Genomic DNA, 18,587 nt, shown 5'->3' with positions numbered 1-18,587 from the left:
AAGCGGCCATGACCGACAACGCTTTCTCCCAGGCCGAACGCGATGCGGTCTACCGCGCCATCGCCGAGCGCCGCGACATGCGCCATTTCAGCGGCGGCACGGTAGAGCCGGCCCTGTTGCGCCGTCTGCTGGAAGCCGCGCACCAGGCCCCCAGCGTCGGCCTGATGCAACCGTGGCGATTCATCCGCATCAGCGACCGCGCCTTGCGTGGGCAGATCCGCCAACTGGTGGAACAAGAACGCATTCGCACCGCCGAAGCCCTGGGCGAGCGCAGCGATGAATTCATGAAGCTCAAGGTCGAAGGCATCGATGATTGCGCCGAAGTGCTGGTGGCGGCGTTGATGGAGGATCGCGAGCGGCACATCTTCGGTCGTCGGACCTTGCCGGAAATGGACCTGGCCTCGCTGTCCTGCGCCATCCAGAACCTGTGGCTGGCCTCCCGCGCCGAAGGGCTGGGGATGGGCTGGGTGTCATTGTTCGAACCTCAGGCCCTGGCCGACCTGCTGGGCCTGCCCGCCGGGGCCAAGCCGCTGGCGATCCTTTGCCTGGGCCCGGTCGAAGGGTTTTACCCAGCGCCGATGCTCGCCCTGGAAGGTTGGGCGCAACCGCGTCCGCTCAATGAACTGCTGTATGAAAACCGTTGGGGAGTGAGCCCATGAGCGTGGCGTTGCTCAGTGCCGCTGCGGTGGCGCTGGATGCGCTGTTGGGCGAGCCTCGGCGCTGGCATCCGTTGGTGGCGTTCGGCGGCTTTGCCGATCGCATCGAACAGCGTTTCAACTCAGGCGGACGTGGCTGGCGCAGCCACGGGGTGACGGCTTGGGTGATGGCCGTGGTGCCGTTGACCTTGCTCGCCACGGCCCTGTCCTGGGCGCCGATGGTGGGCTGGTTGGTGGATATCCTGGCGTTGTACTGTGCCCTCGGCCTGCGCAGCCTCGGCGAGCATGTCGAACCGGTGGCGCGGGCACTGCGCAGCGGTGATCTGGAGCAGGCGCGCCAGCGCGTCGGCTACCTAGTCAGTCGCGAGACGGCTGAACTGGACGAAACCGCCGTGGCCCGCGCCGCCACCGAGTCGGTGCTGGAAAACGGCAGCGACGCGGTGTTCGCCGCGTTGTTCTGGTTCGCCGTGGCCGGCGCGCCCGGGGTGGTGCTGTACCGCCTGAGCAATACCCTCGACGCCATGTGGGGCTATCGCAACGAACGCTTCGAGCGCTTCGGCTGGGCAGCGGCCAAGATCGACGATGTGCTCAACTACATTCCGGCGCGCCTGGTGGCGTTGACCTACGCGCTGCTCGGCCAGACCCGCCTGGCGTTCAAGTGCTGGCGCAGCCAGGGCCCGACCTGGGATAGCCCCAACGCCGGGCCGGTGATGGCCGCCGGGGCCGGAGCGCTCGGTGTCGAGTTGGGCGGGGCGGCGGTTTACCACGGCGAACTGCACCAACGTCCGCCCTTGGGCGAAGGCGTACCGGCGAGTGCCGATTCCATTGATCGCGGCTGGCAATTGGTCCAGCGCGGGGTATGGTTGTGGTTGCTGATTCTCTGCCTGGGAGCTGAGTTCTATGCTTGAGCACGGCGGACGCTTGCGCAACGCGGCCCGGCAATACGGCATTGCCGAGGCCGATTGGCTCGACTTGTCCAGCGGCCTCGCGCCTTGGCCGTTCGACGTTCCGGCGATTCCCCCGCGGGCTTGGGCGCGCCTGCCGGAAACCGATGACGGCTTGGAGCAGGCCGCCTGCGATTACTACGGTGCGTTGGATGTGCTGCCGGTGGCCGGTTCGCAGATGGCCATCCAGCTGTTGCCGCGCCTGCGTCGCAGCGGCAAGGTTGGCGTCTTGTCGCCGTGTTACGCCGAGCACGCCGAAGCCTGGCGCCGCAGCGGCTATATCGTGCGCGAAGTGCTGGAAGCGGAAGTGGATTTCTTCCTCGATAGCCTCGATGTGCTGGTGGTGGTCAATCCGAACAACCCCACGGGCCTGAGCCTGGCGCCCGAGCGTTTGCTGGATTGGCATGCCCGCCTGGCCCAGCGCGGTGGCTGGTTGGTGGTGGATGAAGCGTTCATGGACGTCACACCGGCGCTGAGCCTGGCGGCGTACACCCATCTGGTCGGGCTGATCGTCCTGCGTTCGTTCGGCAAGTTCTTTGGCCTGGCCGGGGTTCGCCTGGGCTTTGTATTGGCCGAACGCCGCTTGCTCAAGTTGCTTGCCGAACAAGTCGGGCCGTGGGCGGTCAGCGGGCCGACCCGGGTGCTGGGCCAGGCGTGCCTGCTGGATAGCGATGCCCACGCAGCCCAGCGCCAACGCTGCGAAGCCACCAGCCAACGCCTGGCGCTGTTGCTCGAACGCCACGGCTTCAAGCCGCAGGGCGGCTGCGGATTGTTCCAATGGCTGATCACCGAACACGCCCAGGGGCTTCACGATTTCATGGCCCATCGCGGCATTCTCCTGCGCCTGTTCGTGAACACCAGCAGCCTGCGTTTCGGGCTGCCGGCCGACGACAGCGAATTCCTGCGCCTCGAACAAGCCTTTGAAGCCTACGCCAAGGACACCCCATGACCACAGTGATGGTGCAGGGCACCACCTCCGATGCCGGCAAAAGTACCCTGGTCACGGCCTTGTGCCGCTGGGTCAGGCGCCAGGGCGTGGGCGTGGTGCCGTTCAAGCCGCAGAACATGGCCCTCAACAGCGCCGTGACCGCTGACGGCGGCGAAATCGGTCGGGCTCAGGCGGTGCAGGCCCAGGCCGCCGGTCTCGAACCGCACACCGACATGAACCCGGTGCTGCTCAAGCCCAACAGCGACACCGGCGCCCAGGTGATCATCCATGGTCGTGCCGTCACCACCATGAACGCCGTGGCTTATCACGATTACAAAGCCATCGCGATGCAAGCGGTGCTGGCCTCCCACGCGCGCTTGAGCGCGGCTTATGCGGTGGTGATGGTGGAAGGCGCCGGCTCGCCGGCGGAGATCAACCTGCGCGCCGGTGACATCGCCAACATGGGCTTTGCCGAGGCGGTGGACTGCCCGGTGCTGCTGATCGCCGATATCAATCGCGGCGGGGTGTTCGCCCATCTGGTCGGCACGCTGGAGTTGCTTTCCCCCAGTGAGCAGGCGCGGGTAAAGGGCTTCATCATCAACCGTTTTCGTGGCGACATCGCCTTGCTGCAACCCGGCCTGGACTGGCTGGAGGCGCGCACCGGCAAACCGGTGATCGGCGTGTTGCCGTACGTCATGGATCTGCACCTGGAAGCCGAGGATGGCCTCGATCAGCGCCAGATCGACAAGGCCGAACACGTGCTGAAAGTGGTGGTGCCGGTCTTGCCGCGCATCAGCAACCACACCGATTTCGATCCGTTGCGCCTGCACCCACAGGTCGACCTGCAATTCGTCGACCCCGGCCAGCCCATCCCGCCGGCCGACCTGATCATCCTGCCCGGTTCGAAAAGCGTGCGCAGCGACCTGGCCTACCTGCGAGCCAACGGTTGGGAGACGGCGATCCATCGTCACCTGCGCTACGGCGGCAAATTGCTGGGCATCTGCGGCGGTTTGCAGATGCTTGGCCAGCAGGTTCACGACCCCTTGGGGCTGGAAGGCGCGGCGGGTTCCAGTGCCGGTCTGGGCCTGCTGGATTTCGAAACGACCCTGGAACATGAGAAGCAACTGCGCAATGTGCGTGGGCGACTGGCCTTGGAAGCGGCCGAGGTCAGCGGCTATGAGATCCACGCGGGCGTGACCACCGGCCCGGCCTTGGAAAATGCTGCGGTGCACCTGGAAGACGGCCGTTGCGACGGCGCCCAGAGCCTCGACGCACAGGTGTTCGGCACCTACCTGCACGGGCTGTTCGAGTCGCCCCAGGCCAGCAGCGCGTTGTTGCGTTGGGCGGGGTTGGCGGATGTGCAAACGGTGGATTACCACGGCTTGCGCGAGCGGGACATCGAGCGGTTGGCGGATCTGGTGGAGCGGCATCTGGATACTGGATGGTTGCGTGAGCTTTGTGGGATTTAGGGTCGCTGGGGTGGCCTCATCGCGAGCAAGCTCGCTCCCACATTGGATCGCTGATGAGCACAGAATTTATGTACACCCCAGATCAACTGTGGGAGCGAGCTTGCTCGCGATGGCGCCAGTCGCCACACCGCCAAATAAAGGTTAATGACCCATGCTGCAACTGATCCTCGGCGGCGCCCGCTCCGGTAAGAGTCGCCTGGCTGAAAAACTCGCGGCGGACACCCGTTTGCCAGTGACCTACATCGCCACCAGCCAACCCCTGGACGGTGAGATGAACCAGCGCATCGCCCAGCATCGCGCCCGGCGGCCAGCCGAATGGGCGCTGGTGGAGGAGCCCCTGGCCCTGGCCCGGGTGCTGCGGGAGAACGCCGCCCCCGGGCAATGCCTGCTGGTGGATTGCCTGACCCTGTGGCTGACCAACCTGTTGATGCTCGAGGCTCCCGAGCAATTGAACGCCGAGCGCGAAGCACTGCTGGACAGCCTGGCCGCGCTGCCCGGGGAGATCATTTTTGTCAGCAACGAGACCGGCATGGGCGTCGTGCCGCTGGGCGAGCTGACCCGCCGTTACGTCGATGAAGCCGGTTGGCTGCATCAAGCCTTGGCCGAACGTTGTCAGCGCGTCGTGCTGACCGTCGCTGGCCTGCCCCTGACTCTCAAAGGTACTGCGTTATGAATCATCGCTGGTGGCTGGAACCGTGCAAGCCCGTCGATACCCAAGTGCTGGAACTGGCCGCGGCCCGTCAGCAACAACTGACCAAGCCGGCCGGTTCCCTGGGGCGGCTGGAATCGGTGGCGGTGCAACTGGCGGGTCTGCAAGGGCAGCTCAAACCGAGCCTGGAGCGGTTGTGGATTGCGATTTTTGCCGGCGACCATGGCGTGGTCGCAGAAGGCGTATCGGCCTATCCCCAAGAGGTCACCGGGCAAATGCTGCTCAACTTCGTCAGCGGCGGCGCGGCCATCAGCGTCCTGGCGCGGCAACTGGGCGCGTCCCTGGAAGTGGTCGACCTGGGCACCGTCACGCCTGCGCTGGACCTGCCCGGTGTGCGACACCTGAACCTCGGGCCGGGCACGGCGAATTTCGCCCAGGGCACGGCAATGACGGTGAAACAGGGCGAGCAAGCCTTGCACGCCGGGCGCGACAGTGTGCTGCGTGCCGTCGCGGCCGGCACGCAATTGTTCATCGGCGGCGAGATGGGCATCGGCAACACCACCGCCGCCAGCGCCCTGGCCTGCGCCTTGCTCGACTGCCCGGTGGCGCATTTGGTCGGGCCGGGCACGGGGTTGGACGCCGCGGGTGTCAGCCGCAAGGCCCAGGTGATCGAACGGGCGCTGGCGTTGCACGCTGCCCAGGGTAACGATCCGTTGCAGACCCTGTTCAACCTCGGCGGTTTTGAAATCGCCGCGTTGGTCGGCGCATACCTGGCCTGTGCCCAGCAGGGCGTCGCCGTGCTGGTGGACGGATTCATCTGTAGCGTCGCGGCCCTGGTGGCGGTGCGCCTCAATCCGGCGTGCCGGCCGTGGTTGCTGTTCGGCCATCGCGGCGCCGAACCGGGCCATCTCCACGTGCTGGAAACCCTCGGTGCCGAACCGCTGCTGGATCTCGGCCTGCGCCTGGGCGAGGGCAGTGGCGCGGCGTTGGCGGTGCCGCTGTTGCGCCTGGCGTGTGACCTGCACGGGCAGATGGCGACGTTTGCCGAAGCGGCCGTGGCGGACCGCCCGGCATGACCTTGCGCCTGGATCTGCTGCGTCACGGCGAAACCGAATTGGGCGGCGGCTTGCGCGGCAGCCTCGACGATGCCTTGACGGCCAGGGGCTGGGAGCAGATGCACACCGCCGTCGCTCAAGGCGGACCCTGGGATCGCCTGGTCAGCTCACCCTTGCAGCGCTGCGCCCGTTTCGCCGAGCAACTCGGCGCCCGGCTCAACGTGCCGGTGCACTTGGACAAAGACCTGCAAGAGCTGCATTTTGGCGCCTGGGAAGGTCGCAGCGCAGCGGCGTTGATGGACACTGACGCCGAGGCACTGGGCCAGTTCTGGGCCGATCCCTATGCCTTCACGCCCCCCGAAGGCGAGCCGGTGCAGGCGTTTGCCAACCGCGTCCTGGCGGCGGTCGAGCGTCTGCACGCGGCCTATGCCGGTCAGCGGGTCTTGCTGGTCAGCCATGGCGGCGTGATGCGCCTGCTGCTGGCCCAAGCCCGCGGCCTGCCTCGCGAGCAACTGCTCAATGTCGAAGTCGGTCATGGCGCGCTGTTTTCCCTGACAGTGTCGGCAGGTTCAGTGCTCGAAGAGGCGAATTGACGATGTTGCCCTTCTGGATCGCCCTGCAATTTCTCAGCAGCCTGCCGGTTCGCCTGCCCGGCATGCCCGAGCCCGAACAGTTGGGCCGTTCGCTGTTGTTCTATCCGCTGGTGGGGCTGGTGTTCGGCGGGCTGTTATGGACGTTGGATGGGTTATTGCTCGGCACGCCGTTGCTGCTGCATGGCGCGCTGGTGCTGATGGCGTGGGTGCTGCTCAGTGGCGGGTTGCACCTGGATGGCCTGGCCGACAGCGCCGATGCGTGGCTCGGCGGTTTCGGCGATCGCGAACGGACGTTGCTGATCATGAAGGATCCGCGCAGCGGGCCGATTGCCGTCGTGACGTTGGTGGTGGTGTTGCTGCTCAAATGGACAGCGCTGGTGGCGTTGATCGAACAGGAGCAGGCCTTGGCGTTGCTCATCGTGCCGATGCTGGGGCGGGGCGCATTGCTGGGGTTGTTCCTGACGACGCCGTATGTGCGTGCCGGTGGATTGGGGCAGGCGCTCGCCGATCACCTGCCGCGCCGCTCGGGCTGGCAGGTGTTGTCGGCCTGTGCGCTGGGTTGCCTGCTGCTGTTGGGCTGGGCCGGGCTGTGGACGTTGGTGGTGGCCACGCTGGTCTTCATCGGATTGCGACGGATGATGCTGCGCAGGCTGCAAGGCTGCACCGGGGATACGGCGGGCGCCTTGCTGGAACTGCTGGAAACCGCCGTTCTGGTCGCGCTGGCGTTGCGTTGAAGCCGGATCTTGTCGACGGCGCAGTGTTCATTTAAGTTTGCATTCACTTAGTCGCGGGTATATACACGCATCATGCTTCCTTCCCAATGTCTGTGCATCAATCTGCGTCGTGCCGCACGTGGCGTCAGCAGGTATTACGACGGCGCCCTCGACGGCTTCGGGATCAACGTTGCCCAGTATTCTTTGCTGAGCAACCTGGCGCGCCTGGACCAACCGAGTATTTCCTCCCTGGCCGAGGCCATGGGCCTGGACCGCAGCACCCTGGGACGCAACCTGCGGGTGCTGGAAGGCGAGGGGTTGGTGGCGCTGGCCGAGGGCGACGATCTGCGTAACCGTATCGTCGTGCTCACTGAAACGGGGCAGGCCCGGCTGGCGGCAGCGCTGCCGGCCTGGGAAGCGGCGCAACAGAAACTGATCGATAAGCTGGGCGCGGAAAAACGTGCGACCTTGCTGGCCTTGCTGGATGAACTGGCGTGAAGCAGGTTCGTTCGATGATAAGTGGGTATATACCCGCGACTGGAGAACAAAAATGACATCGATGTGGCGTACCTGTGGTTGGGTCCTGGTGGGCAGCGCGCTGATCCTGGCGTTGTCCCTGGGCGTGCGGCATGGCTTCGGCCTGTTCCTCGCGCCCATGAGTGCCGAGTTCGGCTGGGGCCGTGAGGTATTCGCCTTCGCCATTGCCTTGCAGAACTTGATCTGGGGCCTGGCGCAGCCTTTCACCGGCGCGCTGGCCGACCGCTTCGGTGCGGCGAAAGTGGTGCTGATCGGTGGCGTGCTCTACGCACTCGGCCTGGTGTTCATGGGCATGGCCGACTCGCCATGGTCCTTGTCGTTGAGCGCGGGTCTTTTGATTGGTATCGGTCTGTCGGGCACATCGTTCTCGGTGATCCTCGGCGTGGTCGGACGGGCCGTGCCACCGGAAAAACGCAGCATGGGCATGGGCATCGCCAGTGCCGCCGGTTCCTTCGGCCAGTTCGCCATGTTGCCCGGTACGCTGGGGCTGATCGGTTGGCTCGGTTGGTCGGCGGCGTTGTTGGCACTGGGGCTGCTGGTGGCGTTGATCGTGCCGCTGGTGAGCATGCTCAAGGACGCACCGTTGCCGGTGGCTAGCCACGAGCAGACCCTGGCCGAAGCCTTGCGCGAGGCGTGCAGCCATTCCGGGTTCTGGCTGCTGGCGGTCGGCTTTTTTGTCTGCGGTTTCCAGGTGGTGTTCATTGGCGTGCATTTGCCGGCGTACCTGGTGGACCAACACCTGCCCGCCAGCGTCGGCACCACCGTGCTGGCTCTGGTCGGGTTGTTCAATATCTTCGGCACCTACACCGCTGGCTGGCTGGGCGGACGCATGTCCAAGCCACGCCTGTTGACCGGGTTGTATCTGTTGCGGGCCGTGGTGATTGGCTTGTTCCTGTGGCTGCCGGTGACGACCACCACGGCGTACCTGTTTGGCATGGCAATGGGCTTGCTGTGGCTGTCGACCGTGCCGTTGACCAACGGCACGGTAGCGACCCTGTTTGGTGTACGAAATCTATCGATGTTGGGTGGGATCGTGTTCCTGTTCCACCAGTTGGGCTCGTTCCTCGGTGGTTGGTTGGGCGGGGTGGTGTATGACCGCACCGGCAGCTACGACTTGATCTGGCAGGTATCGATCCTGCTCAGCCTGCTGGCGGCGGCGTTGAACTGGCCGGTGCGTGAACGGCCGGTGGCGCGCCTGCAAGTTCAGGTCGGTGCGGCATGAGTCGCATCGGCCCGTGGTTGATCGCTGCCGGCGCCGGCCTGTTGCTGGCGCTCGCCTGGTGGGGCTGGCACCAGGGCGGGTTGGCCTTGATGCAACTGGGCATGGGGACGTGTTGAACAATGGACGGCAGCGGGCATGGCGGAGTAACGTCGTGGTCTGACATGCTTTAAGGAAATACCGACATGTTGATGCGCTGGTTTGCTGTTCCCGCCCTGTTGCTGGCTGTGACCGGGCAAGTCTGGGCTGCCGATTGCCTGCCGTTGCTGGAGGGTTCGTTGCCCAAGCTGCGGGCCAAGGAAACCATTGATTTGTGCCAGCGCTTTGCCGGCAAGCCTCTGGTGGTGGTGAACACCGCCAGCTTCTGTGGGTTCGCCCCGCAGTTCAAGGGCCTCGAAGCGCTCAACCAGCGCTACAAGGGCCAAGGGTTGCAAGTGTTGGGCGTACCGTCCAATGACTTCAAGCAGGAGTCCAAGGACGGGGCTGAAACCGCCAAGGTCTGTTACGTCAATTACGGTGTGACCTTCACCATGACCGAACCGCAGCCGGTGCGGGGTGCGGATGCGATACCGCTGTTCAAGCACTTGGCCGAACAGTCCGGTGCGCCGAAATGGAATTTCTATAAGTACGTGGTGGACCGCCAGGGCAAGGTCGTTGGCAGTTTTTCCAGCCGGATCAAGCCTGACGATCCCGATTTCATCAAGGCGGTAGAGGCTGCTATCGCCTCCAAGCCCTGACGCCTGCCACGAAAAAGCCCCGCCTCTTTGTAGAGTGCAGGGCTTTTTTTCGCTTCAGCTGGCGAGGGGTTCAGGTTCGCCGTGAAACATCAGAAGCGGTAGGTTGCACCGACACCGAAACCGTTGGCGCTGTTTTCGTATTTGGCGTCGTAGGACTGGCCGAGGGCATTGCTGCCGCTGACGTTGACTTTTTCTTCCTTGAGATAGGAATAAGCCACGTCGATGGTCAGGTCGTCGGTCGGACTCCAGCCGGCGCCCAGGCTGAAGATGGTCCGGTCGCCTGTAGGAATACGCGGCGAGCGGTCAGCGTTGTTGGTCGGTGCCTGGTCGAAGGTCAGGCCGGTACGCAGTACCCACTGCTTGTTCAGCTGGTAGGAGGTACCGATGGCGTAGGCCCAGGTGTCGTGCCAGTTCTGTTCTTCAGTAATGGAACTGAAGAAGCCAGGCGCGAAAGCACCACCCGTTGCAGGCGTCACACCGTCGTTGTTCACGGTGATTTCTTTCAGGCGGCTCCAACGCGTCCAGGTGCTGCCCGCGTAGACGGTCCAGGCATCATTGATTTGCTGGGTGACCGAAAAGTCCACCGATTCAGGCGTGGTGATATCCAGCGAAGCATCGTAGCGCGCGCCATTCAGCAGGCTGGGAGGTGTGCCAGCCCCAGGACTGATTTCGGTGTGGCCTTCGAGCTTGTACTTGACCTTGGAGTGATAGGTCAGGCCGACACGGGTGGTGTCGGTCGCCTGGACCAGCAGGCCGATGTTGTAGCCGTAGCCAATGTCGTCGCCCTTGATCTTCACGCTGCCATCATTCGGCGACAGGGGAGAGGTCAGATCCGATTCCAGGGAGCCGGAAATACGGTTGATGGTCGGGCCGAAACCGATCGATACCTTGTCGTTGAAGGCATAGCTGACGGTTGGCTGGAAAGTGACGACCTTCACTTCGCTCTTGCTGCCGAAGTTACGGCCCTGGAAGCCATTTTCGTAGTCGGTGATCAAGCCAAACGGTGCGTAGACACCCAGGCCGAAAGCCCACTGATCATCGATAGGCTTGACGTAGTAGCCCATCGGAACGGCAGTGAGCGGAACCATGTCGCCCTTGTTGGTGCCGGACTGGGTACCGCTGGCATCGTCGATATCGGTGGAAGCATCGATGGCGGCGAAGCCACCGGTGACTTGCTGGCGCTTGAGGCGCGACATGCCGGCAGGGTTGCCAAACACGGTGCTGGCGTCATCGGCAGAGGAAGAACGACCTGCGAAACCAGTGCCCATGCCACTGATGCTTTGTTCGTTCAAGGCAAAGCCACTGGCGAAAAGTTGCGTGGATGCCAAGGTAACGGCAAGGCCAAGGGTGGTTTTGAGCATCATTTTTTTCATTGTTAGAACTCCTGGTGATCACCGGGGCGAAAATTACCAACATTTTCCCTCAAGCGCTATAGCCTGTATGGCTTGATTTAGAGCGGTTTTGTAGGACAATCCGACCAGATTCGCGACCGTTGTAGGAAGTTTCCAAATTTCCCATTCAGCAAGCGATCTGATTCAGCGGCGAAACACAGCGTTGCCAGGCGCAGGTGAAATCTCGCAGGCGCCCTTGGGGATGAAAGGTCTGGCGCCAGATGCGGGCCATGCCCAGCAGGTCGTCGGCGTCGGGAAGCGGGGTATTCTGTTCCTCCACCAGCAGCCAGGCGATGGCGGTGGCGTAGCGCAAATTGACGGTCAATTCCAGGTGCGGGCCGCTGAGAAAGGCATGCTGGCTGGCCAGGCCGCGCACCAGGCTGGCCCGTTCCGGATCTCGTGCCAGGTAATGGTCCCAGAGTGCCTGGTGTCGGGGCTCGGTAATGCGATACAGGCCATGCCCCCGTCGATCATGCAGGGCCGAACCCAGGGCGGACTGGCTGGCGGCAATGCCCAGCAACAAGGATTCCGCGGTTGCGCTGTGACGCTCCAGGTAGAGGAGCGTCGGGCGGATCACATATCGACACAGTTCGCTGGCAGCGATACCCATAAAACCCTCGAAGTGTGAAAGGGGCGGAGCCTGAAGAGTGTGGGCTTGGCAGCGGTGGATCGGTCCAGGCCCCGCCGGAAGCGGATCATGCCGCTTGACTTGAAGTGTAGTGTCATATTCCCGCTGTAAAGGACTGTTTTTAAAACATCTTCAGCGAACGGTTATAACTGTTATATCCCTTGGTGCTTACGCCGTTTCGCTTCATCGAGAAATTTCGGGCAATAAAAAGCCCCGCTTTCTGGGCGGGGCCTTTGGGGTTTCAGCCTTTCTGGCGTCTCAGGCAACCAGTGCCTGGCGAGTACGCTCGATCACGGCCTGCAGCGGTTCGGCGCTGGAGTACTGGTCGGGGTACAGGCGTTCGCTGTGACGGGCGATGCCGTGTTCGTTGACCAGTGTGAAGCTGAAGCAGCCTTTGCGAGCGGCCATGATCAGGCAGTTCATCGGTGCAAAAGCGTTGGTGAGGGTGCGGATAGCATCCTGTGCGTGGATTTGGGTAGACATGTTATGGGTGTTCCTGCAAATGACACGGTTAAGAACCGTGCAACGTTAAAACGTTCCAGTAACGTCGACCACCATTGGTCGAACGAAGAACCCGACTGGAACAAAGCAGCCAGTTTGAGCGCTATATAAGTGCGCGCTTGGGCTGGCAGGTAGGTACTTAGGAGGGCAGGCAACACATCGAGGGCAAAGGTTCTGGGCCCGGGGTGAAGATCCTGATCAATTTTGCAGGTTGGTTCGGTCAGAGTAATGAGCCTGGCAACACCCTTTGCATTCGATCAAAGGCTGTGTTGGCGCAAGATTTACCTGGAAACCATCGAGGGGGCCGGTCTCCTTTTTTCGGTGAGGCGTCCTTGGGAGGATGGCTGACCGTGGAGATGTGTTCGACCCGGAATTGACTTTCAGCTTGGTACTAACGCTGCGGATACTAACGGATCGAACCGGTGAAGGGAAGGGTATTGGTTAAAAAATATTCAAGTGGGCACTCAATCGCTGTGGGGGCCTGCCGTAGCACAGGAACCGACGCTTGCAAGTGCGCCCACGCCACCGTTGCTGCAATGCACGGCCAGAGGTTATCCCCAGCTTTTACCGCCCGTTGTGCCAAAAAAACGCAGCGTTATAACCCGTTCAGCTGTTACTTGTGCACACTCGCTGCACCACTTGTCACCGAACTGTCATGTCGAAACAATCCGGGGTAGGTGCCTGTATCCAAAATTTAAGTCAATGAAAAACATCGCTTTTTTTTACTGGTGAAAAAATCGTCAGTTTGAGCGCAGGCCCCGTTCCACAGGGCTTTGCGCGAGTTAAGGGGGGGTTGTCCACTGAGTTATCCACAGCTTCTGTGGATTGTCCCAAGCGCTTGCTCTAGCACGGGCGTGCCGGTTTTTTTTCGACTTTACCCGTACGAAAAAAGGAGTAGAGTGGCGCGCCTTCCGATCTGTCCCACAGTGTTTTATGAAGTTTCGCTCAGTATCAAATCCTGTTACCTCCACGCCCTCTGGTGTTACCCCACCCAAACGTATGTCGATGCGGGTAGCTGAGTGGCTGCTCGACAGCCCGCGGCTGGGGGACAGCCCCAGCATCAAGCACCTGGCTGGTCGTTTGCTCAAGCAACCGGCCCGTGAAGGCGTGGTGGCCGCTCAAAGTCGTCTCGGGCAGTTGATGTGCCGAGAATGCGGCAACGCCCGGGATCGACGCATCGGCCACGACCTGCTGCGCCAGGCCGCCCGGGCCGGCGATGATCGTGCCCGCCGGGCCCTTGGTGAAATCGAAGATTGAAAACGAAGACTGCGCTGGGCAACCCCCAGCCGCTTGGTTAACCTTCGGGCTTTATTTGATCGGCAGGAATTGTCATGGCTATGGATTTGACCAGCCTGTTGTTTGGCCTGGCAGGCGCTGCGGTGCCGTTGCTGGCACTGGCCTGGCACCTGCAACGCCAAGCCGCCGCCGCGCAGACCGAACTGGCCCTGCTGGAGGAGCGCCTGGCCACGGCCCACATGGCCCACGATGGCCTCAACGCCCAGCTCGATGCCTGCCGCGATGAAATCAGCGATCTGAGCCAGGCCAACGCCGCCAAGCAGGCCGAGCTTGCCGCGGCCTGCCGTGAGGTCGAATTGCTGCAGATCGAGCGCGACAATGCCCGGGATGCGGCTCACGCCTGGAACCTCGAGCGTGCCAACAAGGAAGCCGAGCTGCGCCGGCTCGATGCCCAGGCGGCGTCGTTGCAGGCCGAACTGCGTGAGCAGCAGGAAAGCCATCAGCAACGGCTGGATGACCTGCAAGGCTCGCGAGACGAGCTGCGGGCGCAGTTCGCCGAGCTTGCCGGGAAGATCTTCGACGAACGTGAACAGCGTTTCGCCGAAACCAGCCAGCAACGGCTGGGCCAGTTGCTCGATCCGCTGAAGGAGCGCATCCAGTCCTTCGAAAAACGCGTTGAAGAAAGTTATCAGGCCGAGGCCCGGGAACGCTTCTCCCTGGGCAAGGAGCTGGAGCGCCTGCAACAACTGAACCTGCGCCTGAGCGACGAAGCCACCAACCTCACCCGGGCGCTCAAGGGCCAGAAGACCCAGGGTAACTGGGGCGAATTGATCCTGGAGCGGGTGCTTGAACATGCCGGCCTGGAGAAGGGCCGCGAGTATCAGACCCAGGTCAGCCTCAAGGGCCCGGACGGCGAGCGTTTCCAGCCGGACGTGTTGATTTATCTGCCGGGCGACAAGCAAGTGGTGGTCGATTCCAAGGTCAGCCTCACGGCCTATCAGCAGTACGTGGCCGCTGAAGATGACGCCATCGGCCAACTCGCCCTCAAGCAACATGTAGTGTCGTTGCGTGCCCACGTCAAAGGCTTGGCCGGCAAGGACTACAAGCGCCTGGACGGTTTGCACAGCCTGGATTTCGTGTTGCTGTTCGTGCCAATCGAAGCGGCGTTTTCCGCCGCCCTGCAAGCCGAGCCGAACCTGTTCCAGGAAGCCTTCGACCGCAACATCGTGATCGTCAGCCCGACCACGCTGCTGGCGACGCTGCGGGTGATCGACAGCTTGTGGAAGCAGGAACGCCAGAGCCAGAACGCCCGGGAAATCGCCGAGCGGGCCGGGTGGCTGTATGACAAGTTCGTCCTGTTCATCCAGGACCTGGACGAGATCGGCAGTCGCTTGCAGCAGTTGGACAAAGCCTACAGTGCCGCGCGCAACAAACTGACAGAAGGGCGCGGCAACCTGATCAGCCGTAGCGAACAGCTCAAGTTGCTCGGCGCCCGGGCGAGCAAGAGCCTGCCTGCCGATTTGCTCGAGCGGGCGATGACGGATGCGGATGGGCTGCCTGAGTTGCCGGAAGAAGCCAGCGAGAAAACCCAGGGCTGAAGCACAACCCCAAGGATGAAGCAGAAACTTGTGGCGAGGTTATCTTGTGGGAGCAAGGCTTGCTCGCGATGGCATCCTTGAGACCGCCATCGCGGGCAAGCCTTGCTCCCACAAGATGACCTTGCACAGGGCACCATTTGCCCGAATTACAACGGCAAATGCCGACTCAATAACGCCCGCAACGCCGCCGGCTTCACCGGCTTGGCCAGGTAATCCAGGCCCGCCGCATGCACCAGGGCCACCGTCTCGGGGCGGCCATCGGCACTGATCACCACCCCTGGCACCGGTTCCCCCATGCGCGTGCGCAACCAGGCCATCAGTTCGGTGCCGGTCTCGCCGTCGTCCAGATGAAAATCCACCAGCGCCAGTTGCGGTCGGCCGCCCTGGGCCAGCCAACGCTCGCATTCCTCGCGGTTGCGCGCCGTCCACACCTGGCAACCCCAGCGCGTCAGTAGGCTGTTCATGCCGATCAGGATGCTGTCTTCGTTATCGACGCACAGCACCTGTGCGCCGCTTGGCAGATGACCGTTGGGTTCGGCCACGGGCCCCGGTACGACGGCCTGTGTTTGGGCCAAGGGCACGCTGACGCTGAACACGCTGCCGCGCCCCGGCCAGGAGCGTACGCGCAAGGTATGGCCCAGCACGCGGCAAAGACCGTCGGCGATGGCCAGGCCCAGGCCCAGGCCTTTTTCGGCGCGGGTCTGGTGGCTGTCCAGGCGCTTGAACTCTTCGAAAATGACTTGCAGCTTGTCCTCGGCGATACCCGGCCCGCGGTCCCAGACTTCCAGGCACAACTCGCCGTTGCGTCGGCGTACGCCCAGCAGCACCGGGCCCTTGGCGTAGCGGAAAGCGTTGGTCAGGAAGTTCTGCAAAATACGCCGCAGTAGCTTGATGTCGCTGTCCACCCGCAACTTCGAGCCGCGAACCCGGAACTTCAAGCCTTGTTCCTGGGCCAGCGCCGTGAACTCTGCGCCGAGGGTATCGAGCAGGTCGTTGAGGGCGAAGGGTTTGCGGTCGGGGTTGATCTTGCCGTTCTCCAGGCGGGAGATATCCAGCAAGTCGGTGATCAGGTCTTCAGCCGAGCGCAGCGAACTGTCCAGGTGTTGCACCAGTTGCCGGGCCTCGCTCGGCAAACCGTCGTGCTGGTGGGACAGTGCGGCGGAGAACAGGCGCGCGGCATTGAGCGGTTGCATCAGGTCGTGGCTGACCGCCGCCAGGAACCGGGTCTTGGATTGATAGGCCGCTTCGGCGGTACTCTTGGCTTCGGTCAGGGCCAGGTTCAACTGCGACAGTTCCCGGGTGCGGTCGGCCACCCGTTGCTCCAGCCCTTCGTTGGCTTCGGTCAGCGCCTGTGCGGCCTCACGGAAGGCGGTGATGTCGGTGAAGCTCATGACGAAACCGCCACCGGGCATCGGGTTGCCGATCAGCTCGATGACCCGGCCGTTGGGGAACAGCCGTTCGGAGGTATGGGCTCGGCCCTGGCGCATCCAGTGCAGGCGCCTGGCGACATGGACTTCCGCCTCGCCCGGCCCGCAGAGGCCACGTTCGGCGTTGTAGCGGATGATGTCGGCAATGGGCCGGCCGACACTGATCAAGCCGTCCGGGTACTTGAACAGCTCCAGGTAGCGGCGGTTCCACGCCACCAGCCGGAGGGACTGGTCGACCACGCTGATGCCCTGGCTGATGTTCTCGATGGCGCCTTGCAACAGGGCGCGGTTGAATTGCAGCACTTCCGACGCTTCGTCCGCGATCCGGACCACGTCTTCGAGCTGCATCTCCCGACCTTCGATGGCAGCTTTCACGACCGCACGTGTCGAAGAGGCGCCGAGTACACCGGCCAGCAGGCGTTCGGTGTGGGCGATCCATTCGCCGTCGGCGTTCTGGTTCGGGTTGAAGCCTTTGCCCTGGCGGTAGGCGAAGCGAATGAAGCTTTGCCGCGCCCGCTCTTCGCCGACGAAACGTGCGGCCAGTTGCAAGAGGTCGTCGATGTGCACCGCCAGCATCGAGCGGGGGTTGGGGCGGGCGCTGATTTCCTGGCCGATGAAGCGCCCGGCCTGCCAGTGTTCCGAGACGCGTGTGCGCGACAGCACCGACACCCAGGCGAACAGCGTGAAGTTGCCGGCCAGGGACAGGACCACCCCTTGGGTCAGCGGCGTGATCGGCAGGTTCAAGGGATTGCCGTGCAACCAGGCCAGCCCCGGAAAACTGCTGAGCGACCAGCCCAGGCTGTGGGCGGCAATCGGCAACACCAGGGTGTAGAACCACAGGAAGATCCCCGTGGCGAGGCCGGCGAACACGCCGCGGCGGTTGGCCTGTTTCCAGTACAGCGCGCCGAGCATGGCCGGGGCCAGTTGGGTCACGGCGGCGAAGGCGATCTGGCCGATGGTCGCCAGGCTCGCCGTCGAGCCCAACAACCGATAGCTGACATAGGCCAGCAACAGGATGACCACGATACTGACTCGGCGCACCGACAGCATCCACTGACGGAACACCTCGAAGGGGCGTTCGGCGTTGTTGCGGCGCAGCAGCCAGGGCAACAACATGTCGTTGGAGACCATGGTCGACAGCGCCACGCTGGCCACGATCACCATGCCCGTGGCTGCCGAGGCGCCGCCGATGAACGCCAGTACCGCCAGGGCCGGATGGGCCTGGGCCAGCGGCAGGCTGATGACGAACGAGTCCGGCAGCACGGAACTGGGCAGCATCATTTGCCCGGCGAGGGCAATGGGCACCACGAACAGCGCGGCCAGGGCCAGATAGGCAGGGAATACCCATTTGGCCAGGCGCAGGTCCTGGGGCTCGATGTTTTCCACCACGGTCACGTGGAACTGCCGCGGCAAGCAGATGATCGCCATCATCGCCACCCCGGTCTGCACCACCATGGACGGCCAATTGATGGTTTCTTTCCAGTATTGCTCCAGGCGTGGGGCGAGCATCGCCTGGTTGAACAGGTCGTCGAAACCGTCGTACAGGCCGTACGTCACGAACGCTCCGACCGCCAGGAACGCGAACAGCTTGACCAGGGATTCGAAGGCAATCGCCAGCACCATGCCACGGTGGTGTTCGGTGGCGTCCAGGTTGCGGGTACCGAACACGATAGTGAACAGCGCCAGGATCAGCGAGACGATCAGTGCGGTGTCCTGGGCGCGGGTGCCCATGGCGTCGGCGCCGGCACCGATCAGCAGGTTCACCCCGAGCACGATGCCCTTGAGCTGCAAGGCAATGTACGGCAACACGCCCACCAGGCAGATCAGTGCGACCACCACTGCGAGGGATTGGGACTTGCCGTAGCGGGCGGCGATGAAGTCGGCGATAGAGGTGATGTTCTCCTGTTTGCTGATCATCACCATTTTCTGCAGGACCCACGGCGCCAGCACCAGCAGCAGGATTGGCCCGAGGTAGATAGGCAGGAAGGACCAGAGTTGTTCGGCGGCCTGGCCCACGGCGCCGAAGAACGTCCAGCTGGTGCAATACACCGCCAGCGACAGGCTGTAGACCCAGGCCCGCACCCGTGGTGGCAGCGGCGTGCTGCGCCGGTCGCCGTAGAAGGCGATGGCGAACATGATGGCCATATAGGCCAGGGCGACAACGGCGATCAGCCCGCTGGACAACGACATGGAAACTCCCGGACAAAGACACCGGGACTTGAGCCCGGCAGGACAGTCTCGCATGCCCGCTCGGGTTCGTCAGTGTCGACCAAGGTCGAGGCGTGGTGGGGTGTCGCAGGTGGGTA

General features: G+C 63.3%; 17 protein-coding genes. 13 read left to right on the top strand and 4 right to left on the bottom strand.

The window, feature by feature from the left end; genetic code table 11:
- Nucleotides 1–8: 8 nt before the first annotated feature.
- From bluB to J4E53_RS17155, 11 genes are all read left to right on the top strand, one after another.
- Nucleotides 9–659 (top strand): 5,6-dimethylbenzimidazole synthase, encoded by a 651-nt coding sequence (bluB, locus tag J4E53_RS17205; protein ID WP_103311116.1) that lies wholly within the window; start codon nucleotides 9–11, stop codon nucleotides 657–659.
- Nucleotides 656–1,564 (top strand): adenosylcobinamide-phosphate synthase CbiB, encoded by a 909-nt coding sequence (gene cbiB, locus J4E53_RS17200; protein WP_103311114.1) that lies wholly within the window; start codon nucleotides 656–658, stop codon nucleotides 1,562–1,564. Before bluB ends, cbiB begins: the two co-directional genes overlap by 4 nt.
- Nucleotides 1,557–2,549, top strand: coding sequence for a threonine-phosphate decarboxylase CobD (gene cobD / locus J4E53_RS17195; protein ID WP_103311113.1), 993 nt, complete (start codon nucleotides 1,557–1,559; stop codon nucleotides 2,547–2,549). The genes cbiB and cobD overlap by 8 nt, the downstream gene beginning before the upstream one ends.
- Complete coding sequence (locus tag J4E53_RS17190) at nucleotides 2,546–3,997, top strand: cobyric acid synthase (RefSeq protein WP_103311111.1); 1,452 nt, start codon at nucleotides 2,546–2,548, stop codon at nucleotides 3,995–3,997. The genes cobD and J4E53_RS17190 overlap by 4 nt, the downstream gene beginning before the upstream one ends.
- 151 nt (nucleotides 3,998–4,148) lie before the next feature.
- Nucleotides 4,149–4,670 carry a bifunctional adenosylcobinamide kinase/adenosylcobinamide-phosphate guanylyltransferase gene (gene cobU / locus J4E53_RS17185; RefSeq protein WP_060741079.1) on the top strand — a complete coding sequence of 174 codons (522 nt, stop codon included), beginning with the start codon at nucleotides 4,149–4,151 and terminating at the stop codon, nucleotides 4,668–4,670.
- The gene (gene cobT, locus J4E53_RS17180; protein WP_060741080.1) at nucleotides 4,667–5,722 is read left to right on the top strand and encodes a nicotinate-nucleotide--dimethylbenzimidazole phosphoribosyltransferase; all 1,056 of its coding nucleotides are present in this window, start codon (nucleotides 4,667–4,669) and stop codon (nucleotides 5,720–5,722) included. Before cobU ends, cobT begins: the two co-directional genes overlap by 4 nt.
- A complete protein-coding gene (cobC, locus tag J4E53_RS17175; protein ID WP_060741081.1) occupies nucleotides 5,719–6,294 on the top strand; it encodes an alpha-ribazole phosphatase family protein in 576 nt (191 codons plus the stop codon). The genes cobT and cobC overlap by 4 nt, the downstream gene beginning before the upstream one ends.
- Nucleotides 6,295–6,296: 2 nt before the next feature.
- On the top strand, nucleotides 6,297–7,028 hold the full coding sequence (locus tag J4E53_RS17170; protein WP_103309595.1) for an adenosylcobinamide-GDP ribazoletransferase: 732 nt from the start codon (nucleotides 6,297–6,299) through the stop codon (nucleotides 7,026–7,028).
- Between the two features lie 72 nt (nucleotides 7,029–7,100).
- Nucleotides 7,101–7,505: a MarR family winged helix-turn-helix transcriptional regulator gene (locus tag J4E53_RS17165; RefSeq protein ID WP_003204618.1), complete on the top strand. Its 405-nt coding sequence runs from the start codon at nucleotides 7,101–7,103 to the stop codon at nucleotides 7,503–7,505.
- Nucleotides 7,506–7,557: 52 nt separating this feature from the next.
- A complete protein-coding gene (locus J4E53_RS17160; protein ID WP_103309597.1) occupies nucleotides 7,558–8,766 on the top strand; it encodes an MFS transporter in 1,209 nt (402 codons plus the stop codon).
- 182 nt (nucleotides 8,767–8,948) lie between these two features.
- Nucleotides 8,949–9,500 carry a glutathione peroxidase gene (locus J4E53_RS17155; RefSeq protein WP_103309599.1) on the top strand — a complete coding sequence of 184 codons (552 nt, stop codon included), beginning with the start codon at nucleotides 8,949–8,951 and terminating at the stop codon, nucleotides 9,498–9,500.
- An 89-nt stretch (nucleotides 9,501–9,589) separates the two neighbouring features.
- Here the strand turns inward: J4E53_RS17155 and J4E53_RS17150 are convergent, their stop codons facing one another.
- The 3 genes from J4E53_RS17150 to J4E53_RS17140 all read right to left on the bottom strand — a co-directional run bounded on the left by J4E53_RS17150 (nucleotide 9,590) and on the right by J4E53_RS17140 (nucleotide 12,002).
- Complete coding sequence (locus J4E53_RS17150) at nucleotides 9,590–10,873, bottom strand: OmpP1/FadL family transporter (protein ID WP_060741085.1); 1,284 nt, start codon at nucleotides 10,871–10,873, stop codon at nucleotides 9,590–9,592.
- Nucleotides 10,874–11,018: 145 nt separating this feature from the next.
- Entirely contained in the window at nucleotides 11,019–11,501 is a 483-nt protein-coding gene (locus J4E53_RS17145) for a hypothetical protein (RefSeq protein ID WP_103309601.1), read from the bottom strand.
- A gap of 276 nt (nucleotides 11,502–11,777) precedes the next feature.
- The gene (locus tag J4E53_RS17140) at nucleotides 11,778–12,002 is read right to left on the bottom strand and encodes a hypothetical protein (RefSeq protein ID WP_003204606.1); all 225 of its coding nucleotides are present in this window, start codon (nucleotides 12,000–12,002) and stop codon (nucleotides 11,778–11,780) included.
- Nucleotides 12,003–12,953: 951 nt separating this feature from the next.
- Between J4E53_RS17140 and J4E53_RS17135 the strand changes: the two genes are divergently transcribed.
- Nucleotides 12,954–13,277 (top strand): sel1 repeat family protein, encoded by a 324-nt coding sequence (locus J4E53_RS17135; RefSeq protein ID WP_060741087.1) that lies wholly within the window; start codon nucleotides 12,954–12,956, stop codon nucleotides 13,275–13,277.
- 188 nt (nucleotides 13,278–13,465) lie between these two features.
- The gene (rmuC, locus tag J4E53_RS17130) at nucleotides 13,466–14,854 is read left to right on the top strand and encodes a DNA recombination protein RmuC (protein WP_162491259.1); all 1,389 of its coding nucleotides are present in this window, start codon (nucleotides 13,466–13,468) and stop codon (nucleotides 14,852–14,854) included.
- Nucleotides 14,855–15,000: 146 nt separating this feature from the next.
- On the opposite strand, the gene J4E53_RS17125 is transcribed toward rmuC, so the two are convergent.
- Nucleotides 15,001–18,471, bottom strand: coding sequence for a PAS domain-containing hybrid sensor histidine kinase/response regulator (locus J4E53_RS17125; RefSeq protein ID WP_103309603.1), 3,471 nt, complete (start codon nucleotides 18,469–18,471; stop codon nucleotides 15,001–15,003).
- Nucleotides 18,472–18,587 lie beyond the last annotated feature (116 nt).

This window comes from Pseudomonas sp. FW305-28 (assembly GCF_017351395.1).
GTDB lineage: Bacteria > Pseudomonadota > Gammaproteobacteria > Pseudomonadales > Pseudomonadaceae > Aquipseudomonas > Aquipseudomonas fluorescens_AA.
Note: the sequence above shows the minus strand (reverse complement) of the source record. Positions and strands in the feature narration are given on the sequence as shown.

Coding starts and splice junctions, on each gene's coding strand:
- bluB (WP_103311116.1), top strand. CDS start 9: ATGACCGACAACGCTTTCTCCCAGGCCGAACGCGATGCGGTCTACCGC.
- cbiB (WP_103311114.1), top strand. CDS start 656: ATGAGCGTGGCGTTGCTCAGTGCCGCTGCGGTGGCGCTGGATGCGCTG.
- cobD (WP_103311113.1), top strand. CDS start 1,557: ATGCTTGAGCACGGCGGACGCTTGCGCAACGCGGCCCGGCAATACGGC.
- J4E53_RS17190 (WP_103311111.1), top strand. CDS start 2,546: ATGACCACAGTGATGGTGCAGGGCACCACCTCCGATGCCGGCAAAAGT.
- cobU (WP_060741079.1), top strand. CDS start 4,149: ATGCTGCAACTGATCCTCGGCGGCGCCCGCTCCGGTAAGAGTCGCCTG.
- cobT (WP_060741080.1), top strand. CDS start 4,667: ATGAATCATCGCTGGTGGCTGGAACCGTGCAAGCCCGTCGATACCCAA.
- cobC (WP_060741081.1), top strand. CDS start 5,719: ATGACCTTGCGCCTGGATCTGCTGCGTCACGGCGAAACCGAATTGGGC.
- J4E53_RS17170 (WP_103309595.1), top strand. CDS start 6,297: ATGTTGCCCTTCTGGATCGCCCTGCAATTTCTCAGCAGCCTGCCGGTT.
- J4E53_RS17165 (WP_003204618.1), top strand. CDS start 7,101: ATGCTTCCTTCCCAATGTCTGTGCATCAATCTGCGTCGTGCCGCACGT.
- J4E53_RS17160 (WP_103309597.1), top strand. CDS start 7,558: ATGACATCGATGTGGCGTACCTGTGGTTGGGTCCTGGTGGGCAGCGCG.
- J4E53_RS17155 (WP_103309599.1), top strand. CDS start 8,949: ATGTTGATGCGCTGGTTTGCTGTTCCCGCCCTGTTGCTGGCTGTGACC.
- J4E53_RS17150 (WP_060741085.1), bottom strand. CDS start 10,873: ATGAAAAAAATGATGCTCAAAACCACCCTTGGCCTTGCCGTTACCTTG.
- J4E53_RS17145 (WP_103309601.1), bottom strand. CDS start 11,501: ATGGGTATCGCTGCCAGCGAACTGTGTCGATATGTGATCCGCCCGACG.
- J4E53_RS17140 (WP_003204606.1), bottom strand. CDS start 12,002: ATGTCTACCCAAATCCACGCACAGGATGCTATCCGCACCCTCACCAAC.
- J4E53_RS17135 (WP_060741087.1), top strand. CDS start 12,954: ATGAAGTTTCGCTCAGTATCAAATCCTGTTACCTCCACGCCCTCTGGT.
- J4E53_RS17125 (WP_103309603.1), bottom strand. CDS start 18,471: ATGTCGTTGTCCAGCGGGCTGATCGCCGTTGTCGCCCTGGCCTATATG.